The organism is Amycolatopsis sp. H20-H5 (genome assembly GCF_035828755.1).
GTDB lineage: Bacteria > Actinomycetota > Actinomycetes > Mycobacteriales > Pseudonocardiaceae > Amycolatopsis.
In genome coordinates this window covers 20,493-34,116 of record NZ_JAYMZS010000100.1, presented here as the reverse complement: position 1 = coordinate 34,116, position 13,624 = coordinate 20,493, and the positions used below count along the sequence as shown (strand labels likewise).

Genomic DNA, 13,624 nt, shown 5'->3' with positions numbered 1-13,624 from the left:
GGGTACAGGTCGGGATCGCGATAGCCGAGCGGTCCCGCCCAGACCACCCGCTGGCCCTTGAACAGCGGCCCGAGGCCGGTGACCAGCAGCGCGTTGACGTGGAACAGCGGCAACGCGGCCAGCAGCACCAGGTCCTCGTCGCCGGAGCAGGCGGCCAGCGTCCACGCCATCGCCACCTCGTTGGCGTGGGTGTGCACGGCGATCTTCGGGGTCCCGGTGCTGCCGCCGGTGTGGAAGTACCCGGCGACGTCCGTCCCCACCGGCGGCGGCGCCAGTAGCCCGGCGGGCTCCGCGTCCCGGGTGACGTCCTCGAGGTAGCCGACGACCAAGCCGTCGAACTGCTCGAGCGACGGCTTGGCCGCCCCGGCGCCGTCGGGGCGGACCGCGAGCACCGCGGCGAGGCCTAGCGTGCGCGCCAGTGTCAGCGCCATCCGCCAGATCGCCGGGTTCAGCTCGGGGCCCGCGGCGACGAGCACCCTGGCGCCCGACGCGCGCAGCAGCCCCTCGATCTGCTGCGCGGTCAGGCCCGGGTTGACGGGCGCGGCGATCGCGACGGCCTCGGCCGCCAGCGTCGCCGCGAGCACCTCCCCGGTGTTCGGCGACAGCACGGCCACCGCGTCGCGCCGTCCCACCCCGAGCCCGGTGAGCGCGTTGGCGACGCGGTGGACCCGCGTGAGCAGCTCCGCGAACGTCCACCCCACCGGCTCGGCCCACCGGGCGGCCGACGGCAGCAAAGTCACCGCCGGACGGTCCGGCCACCGCGCTCCCGCCCGGCTCAGCAGCTCGTACACGCTGGCCGGGAGGTCGCGGTCGGCCAGCGGCACGGCCTCGATGGCGGCGAGGTCGCCGGGGCCGTCGTAGGAAGGCCAGTCCGGCACCGGCCGGGTGGTCGTGGTCATGCGGGGATTCTCCGTTCGGGCAGGGCGGAATCAGCCGGGTGGATCAGCCTGGGGAACCGACCGCGCAGACGGTGATGCGGGTGGCGTTGGCGGGGTCGAGCGCGTTGCGGACCAGGTGCCAGACGTTGAGGTCGTACGCCTCGCCGATGTGGCCGACCGGGTCGACCGGGCAGGAGTCCTGGACGTACTGGTTGGCGACCCCCGGCTCGCGCACGAACGAGGTCTCGGTGGGGGTGACCAGCTCGTCGTAGCGGGAGGTGATGATCGTGTAGGCGACCCCGGGCTGGGCGACGGGACCGTTGTTGAGCGCCTTGATCGCGGCGCCGTCTTTGAGCTCGTCGGCGAAGATGGGCAGCCCCAGCGTCTTCACGATGTTGTCCCAGGTGCTCTGCCCCAGCAGCGTGTAGGCCAGGGTTAGCAAGCCGGAGGCGTCGGCGCCGTGGGTCGGCGGGGCGATCGCGACCACACGGCCGATCTCGTGCGAGATGCCCTGCATCTTGGCGAGGTAGAGCGACTGCAGCCCGCCCTCCGAATGCCCGACGACGTCGACCTTCGCCGCGCCGGTCGCCGAACGCACCTTCTCGACGTAGTTCTTGATCTCGACAGAGGACTCGGCGATCGGCGCGAGCCCGCCGACGAACGGGAACTGCGGATAGGCGCCGTAGGTCAGCGAGAAGGTGCAGTATCCGCGGGCGGCCAGATCGGCCTGGAGGAAGTTGATGTCCTCGTAGTAGGTCGCGAAAGTGCCGTGCAGCAGGACGACCGGGTCGGGATGCGCCGCGCTCGGGCGGCAGGAGAAGTCGTTGTTCCCGCCGCCGGTCGCCGCCTGGGCGGGTGCGGCCGCGGTGACCGCCCCCAGGACCAAGGTCAGTGCGAAGCCCGCGAACCAGCGTTTGCGGCTGTTCCTCATGACGAAAAGTCCTCTCTCGCGACGCTGCGATGATCAGCCAAGAATGCGCTCTCCACTCGATCGTGTCTGCTGGCAGTTCACCAGAAACTTGCCACCGAAGTTTGTGCATGGTGACAATGTGGGATGGACGCCGAGTCAGCCGGAAGCGCGGCGCCGTCCGTGGTGGCCGCGCTGCTGCCCAGGATGGGCGAGATCGGCGCGGCCATGATCGCCCGGTGCGTCACCGAGATCCCGGCCTACGGGCTCCTCCCGGCCAGCGTGCTGCAGGGCGATCTCGTCGCCAACGCCACCGCGGTCTTCGAGCTCTTCCTCACCACCGTGGCCGAGGATCGCCCGCCCACCGAGGAAGAACTCGCCCTGCCCATCGCCTGGGGCGCCGAGCGCGCCAGGGACGGCCTCCCGCTCGACGCCGTGCTCAAGATCTACCCACTGGCCGCGCGGGAGGCGTGGCTACTGGTGTCCGAAGCGGGGTCCGAAGGACTCGCCGGGCTGGTCGCGCGCATGATCGACTTCCTGGGCGAGGTGATGCCCAGGATCGCCGCGGCCTACCTGCGGGAACGCGAGGACCTCGACTGGGAGCAGCGCGAACACCGCCAGAACCTGGCGGGCAGCCTGCTGGCGGGACGTCCGGCGCGACGGGTCGCGGAGCGGTACGGGCGCACCCTCGCCGAGCGCTACGACGTGGTGGTGTTCCATCTCCCGCCGCATCCCGCCGACACCAGCACCCGCGCCACCACCGACCTCTTCCGCGCGATCCAGTCCGGAATGGACACTTCCCCGGAAGTACTGACCACGGTCAAGGGCGACGGCGGCGTCCTGCTCGTCCCGTCCCCCGAAGACGGCCGCGCGCCCCTGCGCGTGGCGGAACTGCTCACCCGCATCGACACGGCGGCACGCCTGAGCTGCACGGCAGGAGCGGCGACGGCGGGCACGCACGCAGGTATCCCCGACGCCTGCGCGGAAGCCACCGAAGTGCTGGCGCTGGCGGAGAACCTGCACCGCGCGCCCGGCGTCTACTGGCTCTGCGACCTCGCCATCGAGTACCAGCTGGCCCAGCCGAGCCCGGCCCGCACGGCGCTCGCCCGCATCCTGGACCCGCTCGAGGAACACCCGCACCTGATCGACGCGCTCCGCTCGTTCGTCGCCACCGGCTACAACCGCGGCGAGGCCGCCACCGCCCTCACCATCCACCGCAACACGCTCACCTATCGGCTCGGCCGCGTCCAGCTGCTCACCGGCTACGACGCGACCCGGCCGGCCGACGCCCGGCGGCTCGCGGCCGCGATGACGGCCTACGACATCATCCGCAGTCCCGGCTGACGGGGCCGTGACTGTCACGGTGCACAAACGGATCGGCCGGGTTTCTGCTCGCGATGCCAGCAGACACCGGCGTGGCGCCGTGGAAACCTCATTACCGAGGCCAGAATCCGGCGCGGAAAGAAAAGAGTGTCGCAATGACGCGATCGAAACGGACGCTGATCGGTGTCCTGCTCCTTACGCTCGTGGTCGGCGGCGCGGTCCCCGCCGCCGCGGCGAGCGCCCCACCGTCTTCAGCAGGCGAGGTTGTCCTGCCGCCGGGCCAGGACCCGTTCTACGTTCCCCCGGCGGGCTTCGAATCCAGTCCTAACGGGACGGTGCTGCGCTCCCGCACGGTCACGACCGTGGCGTTCGTGCTCCCGCTTCCGGTGCACTCCTACCAGGTCCTCTACAAGTCGCTGGACAACCACGGCAAGCCGGTCGCCGAAGCGGCGACGGTCCTGGTCCCGCTGAACCCGTGGACCGGCCCCGGCACCCGCCCGCTGGTCTCCTACCAGCTCGCCGAGGACTCGCTGTCCACCCGCTGCCAGCCGTCGTACACCCTGCGCGTGGGTCTCGGCGCCCCGACCGTGGCCGCCACCTACGAGATGACCCTGTCACTGGCGGCGCTGCTCAAGGGCTACGCGGTCGTCTACGCGGACTACGAGGGCCCGCACTCGGACTTCGTGTCCGGCCCGCAGGCCGCGCACGCGATCCTCGACGGCGTCCGAGCGGCGCAGCAGTACCCGCCGACCGGCCTGAGCGGCGCCACCCCGGTCGGCCTGTGGGGCTACTCCGGCGGCGGCATCGCCACCACCTGGGCCGCCGAGCAGCAGGCGTCGTACGCCCCGGAACTGAACGTCGTGGGTTCCGCGGCGGGCGGCGTCCCGGTGGACCTCAAGCGGATGCTGAACCACAACGACGGCAACCTCGGCGCGGGCCTGGGCCTGCTCGGTTTCGTCGGCCTGGTGCGCGCGTTCCCGGAGTCGGGCGCGATGTCCCTGCTCAACGACAAGGGCAGGAGGTTCTTCACCGACAACGCCGACGCCTGCACCCTCGACATCGCCCTGTTCCACCCCTTCGACCACCTCGCCAACTACACGAAGGTCGCCAACCCCGCGGAAACGCCTGAAGCCGCCTACCTGTTCAAGACGAACAACGCGGGCCAGGCCACCCCCCGCGCCCCGTTCTACAACTACCAGGGCCTCGCCGACGAGTTCGTGCCCTACCAGCCCGCAGACCAGCTCCTGCGCCAGTACTGCGCCGACGGCGCGACCGTCCAGAAGTCCCGCATCCCCTTCGCGGGCCACATCACCGGCGAAGCGGCCGGACAGCAGGCGGCACTGGACTACCTGGGCGACAGGTTCGCCGGAAAGCCCGCACCCAACGACTGCTCCGCGATCCTGCGGGGCTGAGTCCTACCGTTTCGACTGCCCCTGAAGGCCACCATCACGGCGTTTAACGCCGTGATGGTGGCCTTCAGGGGCATCACGAGTGAGGTCAGCGCTTGGCCGCCCACGGCATGAACGTCGTGGTCAGCGTCTGCGCGAAGGGGGCGATCAACGTCCTGATCTCGGCGCAGGCCTCATCGCCGATCCGCGCGTACGGGGCCAGGCTGTTTCGGTCGGTCGCGCTTTCGAGCTCGTCGCGGCGGGTCTTGCCATCGGGGGTGAACGTCGGTTCGGCGTCGGCGGTGAGCCAGCCGCGGTCGCGGAGGGACTCGATTCCTTGCTGCCACTCGGTTTCAGGCCAGGATCGGGTCTTGCGCAGGACCTCGGCGCGGATTCCGCCGACGGCCGCGTGGGTGAGCAGGGAGTCGAGGCCGCCGAGTCCCGCGGTCAGCAGTGCCGCGATGTGGGCGTCGCCGCGGTACTCGCGCAGCAGCGTCTGGGCGTGCCACAGCACCAGATGTGGTTCCGACGGCCAGTGCAGTGCGGCGTGGGCGGCGAACAGCGGGCGGCCCACGACGTCGCCGGTGATCGTCTCCGCGGCGGAGCGGAGGAGTTCGGCCACGCGGGCCAGTTCCGGTGAGTGGACCGCGTCGCCGAGCGCCCCTCGCAGGGCCTTGTCCGCCGCGCTCGACCGGGCGGCGAGCACCGTCGCAGGGTCGGTCTTCGACCAGACGCCGTCGAGGGACGCGTGGACGAAACGCGGGCTGAAGTTGAAGAAGGTCGCGACGACCAGCTCGGGCGGCACGACGCCCATGGCGGCCGACCGGGACGCGAAATAGCCCTGCTCCGAAGAAAGTCCCAGTTCCGCGTAGGCGGCCATCGCTTCGGGGGCGAAGTAGATCATCCCGTGGTACACCTCCGCGGCGCGCCAGGTGCTGCGGGCAACATCAGGTTCCAGGGTGATCGTCACCGGTCCAACGTAATACCAACCAGTCGGTATGACAACGGGCGGCCCCGCTCAGGCCCGCGGTACGGCTAGGGTCGTCGGCCGGTTGCGACCCCGCAACGTGACGTCGTCCGTCGACCGCCAGCGATCCGCTTCGGCCGCGCCGGCGGACTCGACCGCCGCCCAGGACGCGACGAGCCTGCCCGGTATGCCTTTCGCGAGCTCGGTCAGCCGGGCGGCCTCGTTGACCGGGTCGCCGATCACCGTGTACTCGAACCGGCGCCGGTCGCCGACGTTCCCGGCGACCGCCTCCCCTGTCGCGACGCCGATGCCCGCGGCGCAGTCCGGCACCTCCCGGCCCAGCCGGTCGGCGATCGCCCTGGCCGCGGCCAGCGCCTCCCCCGCGTGGTCGTCGAGTTCGCCCGGCGCGCCGAAGATGGCCAGCACCGCGTCGCCGACGAACTTGTTGACCAGGCCGTGGTGCGTGTCGACCTCGTCGACCACCACGGCGAAGAACCGGTTGAGCAGGTCGACGACCTCGGCGGGCGGGCGGGCCGCGGCGAGCGCGGTGGACCCGACGACGTCGACGAACAGGACCGACACCTCGCGGACCTCGCCGCCCAGCTCGACGGTGTTCACCATCGCCGCGGCCGCGACCTCCTCGCCGACGTGCCTGCCGAACAGGTCACGCATACGTTCGCGCTCGCGCAGCCCCGCCGCCATCCGGTTGAAACCCGCCTGCAGCAGGCCCAGTTCGGTGCCGTCGTAGACCGGGATCTCGACGTCGAGATCGCCGTGCTGGACGCGGCGCAGCGCGTCACGGACCGAATGGATCGGCGCGACGATCGCCCGCGCGGTGAACACGGTGATCAGCAGGCCGAAACAGAGCACGACCCCGCCCAGCGCGACGACGCCGAGGGCCAGCCTCCCGGTGGACACGTTGCCCCGCACCCCAGCGAAGAGCGCGACCATCATCAGCCCCGCGACCGGGACACCGGTGCCGAGACACCAGAACAGCAGCATCCGCACGTTCACCCCGGCACCGGGCGAACGCCGCGGCACGATTTCGGACAGCTTGTCGGACAACGCGCGCGCCGCGATCGGCCGGAGCGCGAACTCGCTGAGCAGATAGGCGTTGGCACACACCACGATGCCCGCGAAGGCGACCGTGAACACCTCCGTGAGCACCAGCTCGGGCTGGATGACCCCGGCCAGGACGGTGAACAGCACCGTCGCGATCGCCCACAGCACGGCCTGGATAGCCGTCAGCCGCAACGGGACCCGCAGCGTCGCTCGGCGCTCGGCGTCGGTGGGAGCACGCCCTTCAGTCGACCATCTCAGGGTGCGCAGGGCGCCCCTCGTCCCCCACAGCGCGCCGACCAGCACGGCCGCGACGACGTAGGCGGGCACCGTGATGGCCGCCGCCAGCACCGCGTCGTCGGTCGGGCCGGGGTCGGGCATGACGAGCGCCGACAGCGCGACCACGATCACCGCGCCGATCACGTTGGCCAGCACCAGCGACACGGTGAGCAGGCCCTGGACGCGGACGCGCAACTCGAGCCCCTGCTGGTCGGCGGGCCCCAGCAGCCAGGACCCGAAGGGACGCGCGGAAGTCGTGGTCACGCGCGGCCGGGTTCAGCGCTCGCGGTCATCGCGCTCGACCAGCTTCTCGCCCAGCAGCACCGCGTGGTCGCCGAGCCGGTCGCTCCAGCGGGCCAGCGAACCGCCGACCCGCTCGGATCCCCGCCGCACCCCGGCGCCCAGCCCGGCGTTCCCCCGGTCGGCGTAGTCGCCGATCCGGCCGCCCGCCCGGCCCACCAGCTCGGCGAGGCGTTCGCCGAGCTCGGTGCTCAGGTTCGCGGTCCGCCCGGCCCGCCGGGCGACCTCGTCCTCGGCGTCACGCCGCAGGGTCCGCAGCGCGAGCCGCGACTCACGCACCGTCCCCGCCAGCGCGGTCCGCAAGCTCCGCGAAACGTCCATCGGCATAGCCCTTCCACCCCGGGAACCACATCGGCAGTTCAGTGCACGAACGTACACTGAAACTGTGGCGTACGCCTGTCACCAGGAGGAAGTCATGGCGAGCCCGCGTGTTTCCGGCGCGCTTCTTGTCACCCGCGTGACTCAGCCGATGAAGCCCGCGGACTTGAGCCAGTCGCGGGCCACCGTGTTCGCCTTCTGGCCGTCGACGCTGACCTTCTTGTTCAGTTCGGTGAGCGTCGGCGTGTCGAGCTTCGCCGCGATCGGCGTGAACAGCTGCTCGAGCTGCGGGTACTTCTGGGCCACCGGCGTGCTGACCATGATGGCGGGGTTGTAGATCGGGAAGAAGCTCTTGTCGTCGGTGAGCACGGTCAGGTGCTGCGCGGACACCCGCCCGTCCGTCGAGGCGACCTCACCGAAGTGGCAGGTGTCGCCCTTGCCGACGGTCGGGTACACCACGGCGTCGTTGACGAGGTGCTCCTGCGCCGCGGGCAGGTCGAAGCCATAAGCCTTTTCCAGGCCCGGGAAACCGTCGTCCCGGCTCTTGAACTCCGGGCCGATGCAGGTCGAGGCCGCGGCCGGGTTCGTCTTGGCCAGCGCGGCGTACTCCGACAACGTCTTCACGCCGTACTGCCGCAGCGCGCTCTGGTTCACGGCGATGGCGTACGTGTCGTTGGCGGGCGAGGGCGCCCACCAGGTGATGTTGTTCGCGACGTCGGCGGTCTTGACGGCGTCGTACTGCGCCTTCGGGTCCGCGATCGGCTTGGTCTGCTTGAGATAACTGATCCAGGCGGTGCCGGTGTACTCCCAGTACAGGTCGACCGCGCCGCTGGTCAGCGCCTGCCGGACGTTGCTGGACCCGGTGATGTTCGTCTTGTCCTCCGGGCTCGCGCCCGCGGCCTGCAGCGCGACGAGCGCGATCTGCCCGAGCAGCAGCTGCTCGTCGAACTCCTTGGAACTCACCCTGATCTTCGCACCGGCCAGCCCGTCGATCTTCTTGATGCTCCCGGCGGCGACCTGTGCCGGCTGGTCCTGCTCCTTGCCGATGGTGCAGCCCGCGATGAGCGCGGCGGCCGCGACCAGCGCGACGGTGGCCGCCAGGGGGCGTGGGTGGATGCGCATGGACTGCTTCTCCTCAGTTCGTTGGAGCCAAACGGACACTCACCGGTCTCGGGGCCGGAGCACCTCCTCGGCGACGAGACCCAGCCAGTCGGCGAACAGCGCCAGCGCCGCGACCACGATGCCGAAGGTCAGGCTCAGCAGCGGCCGGTAGAGCCCGATGCCCGCGACCAGGCCGCCGCCGAGCCCGCCGCCGTCCACGAAGGTCGCCAGCGTCGCGCTGGCGACGGTGAGCACGAGCGCGGTGCGGATCCCGGCGAGGATCACCGGCACCGCGAGCGGCAGCTCGATCCGCGCCAGCACCGCCAGTCTCGACATGCCCATCCCCCTGGCGGCGTCGACTACGGTGGCGTCGACGCCCTCGAGCCCCGCGATGGTGTTGCGCAGCACCGGAAGTGTCGCGTAGACGACCAGCGCGATCACCGCGGTCGGCGTGCCGGTGCCGATCCACAGCGCGAGCAGCACGATCAGCCCGATGGACGGGATCGCCTGCCCGAGATTGCCCAGCCCGAGCCCGAACGGCCGGATCCACCGCGCCGCCCGCCGGGTGAGCAGGATGCCGAGCGGCACGGCGAGCAAGATGGTGAGCAGGGTCGAGATCAGCGAGAGCCGGACGTGCGCGGCGAGTTCGGTGGCGATCTCCTCGGCGTTGAGGTAGCGCCCTTCGATGGAGTCGATCGGCTGCGCCCTGACGACGAGATAGAGCGCGGCCAGCGCCACCGCGAGCAGGACCGGACGCACCACCAGCCCGCGCACCCGCGACCGCCTGGCGGCCGGGGGTTCCCGGTCCGGCGCGGTGCCGGTTTCCGGCTCGGCCCCGGGCACCGCGACGACCGGCTCGGACGTTCCCGGCTCGGCCGCCGCCGGTCGCAACGCGGCCACGAGACCAGCGAGGTCGCAGACCCCGATGCCGGTGCTGTTCTCCTTGACCAGCAACGCTTTGCCGCCCGTGCTGACCATCGTGTCCAGCGCGTCGCGCAAGGTGGCGTCCGAGGAAACCGCGGGCAGGTGCGCGGAGTCCGGCGGCACCTCGGCCAGTTCGACGTCCCGCAGCCGGATCAGCGCCAGCCGCTTGAGGTTCCGCCCGGACCCGATGAAGCTCGCGACGTAGTCGTCGGCCGGGGCCGCGAGGATCGCCGGTGGCGTGTCGTACTGCGCGATCACCGACCGCGGGCGCAGCACCGCGATCCGGTCGCCGACCTTGAGCGCCTCGTCGAAGTCGTGGGTGACGAACACGATCGTCTTGCGGACTTCCCGTTGCAGGCGCAGGAACTCGTCCTGCAGCCGCGCGCGGGTGATGGGGTCGGTGGAGCCGAACGGCTCGTCCATCAGCATCACCGGCGGGTCCGCGGCCATCGCCCGCGCGACGCCGACCCGCTGCTGCTGGCCGCCGGACAGCTCGTGCGGGTAGCGGCGGGCGTGCTCGGCGGGCAGGCCCACGACGGCCAGCAGCTCGCCGACCCGCGCGGAGATCCGGGCACGGGTCCAGCCGAGCACGCGCGGCACCACCCCGATGTTGCCCTCGACGCGCAGGTGCGGGAACAGGCCGGTCTGCTGGATGACGTACCCGGTGTTGCGGCGGTGCTCGTCCGCGTCGAGGCTCAGCACGTCGGTGCCGCCGATCGTGATGCTCCCCGCGGTCGGCTCGATCAGCCGGTTGATCATTTTCATGGTCGTCGTCTTGCCACAGCCGGACGGCCCGACCAGCACCACGATCTCCCCCGCCGGGATCCGCAGCGTGACGTCGTCGACAGCGGCCTCGGACCGGCCGCCGTAGCGCTTGGTGACGCCGTCGAGCCGGATCGTCTCGCCGCCGACGCCTGCCACGCCCGTCGCCGCCGGACCGGCACCCAGCGGGCGGGCGACGGTGGACCTGGCAGACCGCCTCGGCGTCGTCAGCCGCCCGGCCAGCACGAACGCCAGGTCGAACAGCAGGGCCAGCACGACGATGCCGAGGGTCCCGGCGAGCACCTGGTTGAGCGAGTTGACCGAGCCGAACCGGCCGAGTCCGTCGAAGATCTCGTTGCCGAGTCCCGGCCCCTTCACGTACGCGCCGATGGCGGCGATGCCGATCGTGATCTGGGTCGACACCCGGATGCCGGACAGGATCACCGGCCACGCCAGCGGGATCAGCACCCGCCACAGCAGCCGGACCCGGCCGAGCCCCATTCCCAGCCCGGCGTCGACCACGGCCGGGTCGACGCCGCGCAGCCCGACGATCGTGTTGCGCGTGATCGGCAGCAGCGCGTAGAGCACGAGCGCGATCAGCACGTTGGTGATCCCGAGGCCGAACGGGCCGATCAGGATGCCCAGCAGCGCGATGGACGGGATGGTCAGGAACGCCGCCGTGGTCGTGGTCGCCAGTGCCGCCAGTGCCGGGCGCCGGTAGGTGAGCACGCCGATCGTCACCCCGATCAGCACGGCGAACACCATCGTGGCCAGCGTGACGTCGACATGCAGGATCGCGTCGTTGACGACGTCGATCCAGTTCTCGCGGAGATACTCCGAAAGGCTCAGCGCCTTGCTCCTCCCCCGTCGCGGGCCGGGGGGCCTCGGCCGCCCCCGTACCCTGCTCGGGGTCCAGCGCAACACGTCCGCGGGCGTCTTGTCCACCGGACACCCGGTGGGCCGGTGGCCGAGAACCGCTAGACGAGGTGCGGGGCGCGCTCCCGGTGTTCGGCCTCGGGCTCGCTTTCCCGGCGCACGGGAACGCAGCCCAGCAGGAGCAGAATGGCGAACGCGCCCAGGATCACGTGACCGGCTGTGACGCACAGCCCGCACAACACGATCCAGAGCGCGATCTTCATACCGGTGAGCATAGGACCGGCCGCTTACCACGGCCGCGAACTTGGGGAAGAATTAGGGTTCGGAAATGGTAACGGATCGGCGGTCACCACTGTCGATCCGTTACCTCGCACTGGAAAGTCCAGAGTGGACAGAGGCATCTCAGTCCATAGTGGACCTCAACTGCTTCAGCCGATCTGCTGGTTGATCCACGTCAGGTGCTGGGCGATGCCGGTGTAGAGCGTGGTGGTGGCGCATTCGCCGTTGTTGTCACCGGGGCCGTGGGTCTCGCCCACGAGCGTCCAGCTGCCGCGGGTACCGACGATCGCCGGTCCGCCGGAGTCGCCGTGACACGCGGAATGCGTGCGGTCGCCCGAAATACAGACGTCCTGCGAGCCGCCGCCACCGGCCGCGCACCGGCTGCTGGCGAGCACGCTCAGGTCGATCTGCTGCAGGGTCGCCGAAGTGCTGCAGCTGGGCCAGCTCATGCAGCCCCAGCCGATCAGCCGGGCCGAGGTGCCCGCCGACGGGTTGGTGCGGGCCATCGGGACCGGCGTCGCCCTGGCTGCGGTGGTCAGGTGCATCATCGTGAGGTCCGTGCCCGGCTTGGTGATGCGGCGGTCGATCCGGCCGACCTCACCACCGGAGTTCTTGTTGGTGGAACCGATCCGTCCCGACGAGGCGCTGCCGCAGTGGTTCGCCGTCACGATCCACTGCGGGGAGACCAGGCTGCCGCCACAGCCGTTGCTGAGCGAAACCATGAACGTGTAGGTCTCGGTGGCGTTGCCACCACCGATGATCAGCGGCTGGGCCGCCGTCGCCGGCACGGCCAGCGCGATCACGGCCGCGAGCGCGCCCAGCACGGACAACACAATTCTACGCATCGAATTCTCACAATCGGCGGCCTTGGCCACCAGTCCCGGCCGGGGAAACCCTTCGGCCTCAACTGCTCGTACAGGGAAGGGAAGAGTCGCAGCGGGACGGAAGACCCGGCCACCCCCGAAAGAAGGGTCTGTGCCCACGGGGAATACCTATTTAAGTCCCCATACCTCGCCATACAATGAGTCGCGGCCTTCGCCGCTACCTACTCGCAGTGGCTGAACAGCCACTCGCCGTCGACGGATCCGAGCCGCCGGATGTCCCCTTTGGTCCGTTATGCGTGAGTTATTTGGTTATTAACCAACGTTCGTCGGTAGTGCGTTGCCCGCCGTCGCACCAGGGTGGGGCGTGTCTCACCGCGTTCCCCCCGCAGTACGACCGGAGGACTCCATGACATCCAGGAAGCCACTCGCTGTCTTCGCCGTCTTCTCCGCGGCGGCACTCGCCTCAGGCGTCTGCTCCTCGGCGGCGTCGGCACAACCACTGGCGTTCGCACAGGTCCAGCAGGCGTCGATCACCCAGGCGGCACAGCTGACGAACACCCTCGGCGCGGCGTCCGGCGGTTTCTACCTCGACCACGGGAAAGCCGTGGTGAACGTCCTCACCGACGACGCGGTGAAGACCGCGCAGGCGGCCGGGCTCACGGCGAAGAAGGTCTCGCACAGCTTCGCCGCGCTGACCGGCGCCAAGAACAGCCTCGACACCGTCAAGAACGTCCCGCAGACCGCCTGGGGCATCGACACCCGCACCAACCAGGTCGTGGTGACGGTGTACTCGGCCGCGACGAAGGCCACCACGGACAAGGTCACCGCGGCCGCCGGGCGGCTCGGCGACAGCGCCCGGATCGAGTACAAGCCCGGCAAGCTGGAGCTCTACATCGCCGACGGCGACGCGATCCAGAACAGCCAGGGCCGCTGCTCGCTCGGGTTCAACGTCAACCGTGGCGGTTCGCCGTTCCTGCTCACGGCCGGGCACTGCACCAATCTCGGCGGCACCTGGTCCGGCGGTGACGTCAGCGGCGCGCAGGTCGTCGAGAGCGACTGCCCCGGTGCGGACTCCGGCCTGCTGACCAGGCCGAACGGCTCTGGACCCGGTGAAATCAACACCGGCCAGGCGATCACCGACGCCGGCACGCCGACCATCGGCGAGCAGATGGAGAAGCAGGGTTCGACCACCGGTGGCGGCAGCGGCGAGGTGACCTCGGTCGACCAGTCGGTCAACTTCGACGTCGGCGTGCTCAACCACGAGTTCGGCACCACCGCGCACACCGACCACGGTGACTCGGGCGGCCCGGCGTACGACGGCTCCACCGGACTGGGCACCCTGTCCGGTGGCGACACCGTGACGAGCTACTTCTACCCGCTCACCCTGGAACTGCAGTCGTACGGCCTTTCGCTGGCCTGACCAAGGATTCCGGCAAGAG

Annotated in this window: 12 protein-coding genes; 3 read left to right on the top strand and 9 right to left on the bottom strand. The window is 70.5% G+C overall.

The window, feature by feature from the left end; all coding sequences use genetic code 11:
- Positions 1–899, bottom strand: an 899-nt coding sequence (locus tag QMK34_RS36415) for an AMP-binding protein (RefSeq protein ID WP_326419276.1), incomplete at its 3' end; no start/stop codon positions are given.
- 43 nt (positions 900–942) lie between these two features.
- Positions 943–1,809 carry an esterase/lipase family protein gene (locus QMK34_RS36410; protein WP_326419275.1) on the bottom strand — a complete coding sequence of 289 codons (867 nt, stop codon included), beginning with the start codon at positions 1,807–1,809 and terminating at the stop codon, positions 943–945.
- Between the two features lie 123 nt (positions 1,810–1,932).
- Between QMK34_RS36410 and QMK34_RS36405 the strand changes: the two genes are divergently transcribed.
- Positions 1,933–3,129, top strand: a complete 1,197-nt coding sequence (locus tag QMK34_RS36405; protein WP_326419274.1) for a PucR family transcriptional regulator — start codon at positions 1,933–1,935, stop codon at positions 3,127–3,129.
- Between the two features lie 134 nt (positions 3,130–3,263).
- Positions 3,264–4,520 (top strand): lipase family protein, encoded by a 1,257-nt coding sequence (locus tag QMK34_RS36400; RefSeq protein WP_326419273.1) that lies wholly within the window; start codon positions 3,264–3,266, stop codon positions 4,518–4,520.
- Positions 4,521–4,605: 85 nt separating this feature from the next.
- Here QMK34_RS36400 and QMK34_RS36395 read toward each other — a convergent pair whose 3' ends face one another.
- From QMK34_RS36395 to QMK34_RS36355, 7 genes are all read right to left on the bottom strand, one after another.
- Positions 4,606–5,466 carry an SCO6745 family protein gene (locus tag QMK34_RS36395; RefSeq protein ID WP_326419272.1) on the bottom strand — a complete coding sequence of 287 codons (861 nt, stop codon included), beginning with the start codon at positions 5,464–5,466 and terminating at the stop codon, positions 4,606–4,608.
- A 48-nt stretch (positions 5,467–5,514) separates the two neighbouring features.
- Positions 5,515–7,065: an adenylate/guanylate cyclase domain-containing protein gene (locus QMK34_RS36390; protein WP_326419271.1), complete on the bottom strand. Its 1,551-nt coding sequence runs from the start codon at positions 7,063–7,065 to the stop codon at positions 5,515–5,517.
- A 12-nt stretch (positions 7,066–7,077) separates the two neighbouring features.
- Complete coding sequence (locus tag QMK34_RS36385; protein WP_326419270.1) at positions 7,078–7,422, bottom strand: hypothetical protein; 345 nt, start codon at positions 7,420–7,422, stop codon at positions 7,078–7,080.
- Between the two features lie 141 nt (positions 7,423–7,563).
- Positions 7,564–8,541 carry a glycine betaine ABC transporter substrate-binding protein gene (locus QMK34_RS36380; protein WP_326419269.1) on the bottom strand — a complete coding sequence of 326 codons (978 nt, stop codon included), beginning with the start codon at positions 8,539–8,541 and terminating at the stop codon, positions 7,564–7,566.
- A gap of 39 nt (positions 8,542–8,580) precedes the next feature.
- Positions 8,581–11,151: an ABC transporter permease subunit gene (locus QMK34_RS48080; protein ID WP_442785288.1), complete on the bottom strand. Its 2,571-nt coding sequence runs from the start codon at positions 11,149–11,151 to the stop codon at positions 8,581–8,583.
- Positions 11,152–11,183: 32 nt separating this feature from the next.
- The gene (locus QMK34_RS36360) at positions 11,184–11,345 is read right to left on the bottom strand and encodes a hypothetical protein (RefSeq protein ID WP_326419268.1); all 162 of its coding nucleotides are present in this window, start codon (positions 11,343–11,345) and stop codon (positions 11,184–11,186) included.
- 165 nt (positions 11,346–11,510) lie between these two features.
- Positions 11,511–12,206: a S1 family peptidase gene (locus tag QMK34_RS36355; protein WP_326419267.1), complete on the bottom strand. Its 696-nt coding sequence runs from the start codon at positions 12,204–12,206 to the stop codon at positions 11,511–11,513.
- A 385-nt stretch (positions 12,207–12,591) separates the two neighbouring features.
- Between QMK34_RS36355 and QMK34_RS36350 the strand changes: the two genes are divergently transcribed.
- Complete coding sequence (locus QMK34_RS36350; RefSeq protein ID WP_326419266.1) at positions 12,592–13,605, top strand: S1 family peptidase; 1,014 nt, start codon at positions 12,592–12,594, stop codon at positions 13,603–13,605.
- The last annotated feature ends 19 nt before the right edge of the window (positions 13,606–13,624 follow it).

Coding starts and splice junctions, on each gene's coding strand:
- QMK34_RS36410 (WP_326419275.1), bottom strand. CDS start 1,809: ATGAGGAACAGCCGCAAACGCTGGTTCGCGGGCTTCGCACTGACCTTG.
- QMK34_RS36405 (WP_326419274.1), top strand. CDS start 1,933: ATGGACGCCGAGTCAGCCGGAAGCGCGGCGCCGTCCGTGGTGGCCGCG.
- QMK34_RS36400 (WP_326419273.1), top strand. CDS start 3,264: ATGACGCGATCGAAACGGACGCTGATCGGTGTCCTGCTCCTTACGCTC.
- QMK34_RS36385 (WP_326419270.1), bottom strand. CDS start 7,422: ATGGACGTTTCGCGGAGCTTGCGGACCGCGCTGGCGGGGACGGTGCGT.
- QMK34_RS36380 (WP_326419269.1), bottom strand. CDS start 8,541: ATGCGCATCCACCCACGCCCCCTGGCGGCCACCGTCGCGCTGGTCGCG.
- QMK34_RS36360 (WP_326419268.1), bottom strand. CDS start 11,345: ATGAAGATCGCGCTCTGGATCGTGTTGTGCGGGCTGTGCGTCACAGCC.
- QMK34_RS36355 (WP_326419267.1), bottom strand. CDS start 12,206: ATGCGTAGAATTGTGTTGTCCGTGCTGGGCGCGCTCGCGGCCGTGATC.
- QMK34_RS36350 (WP_326419266.1), top strand. CDS start 12,592: ATGACATCCAGGAAGCCACTCGCTGTCTTCGCCGTCTTCTCCGCGGCG.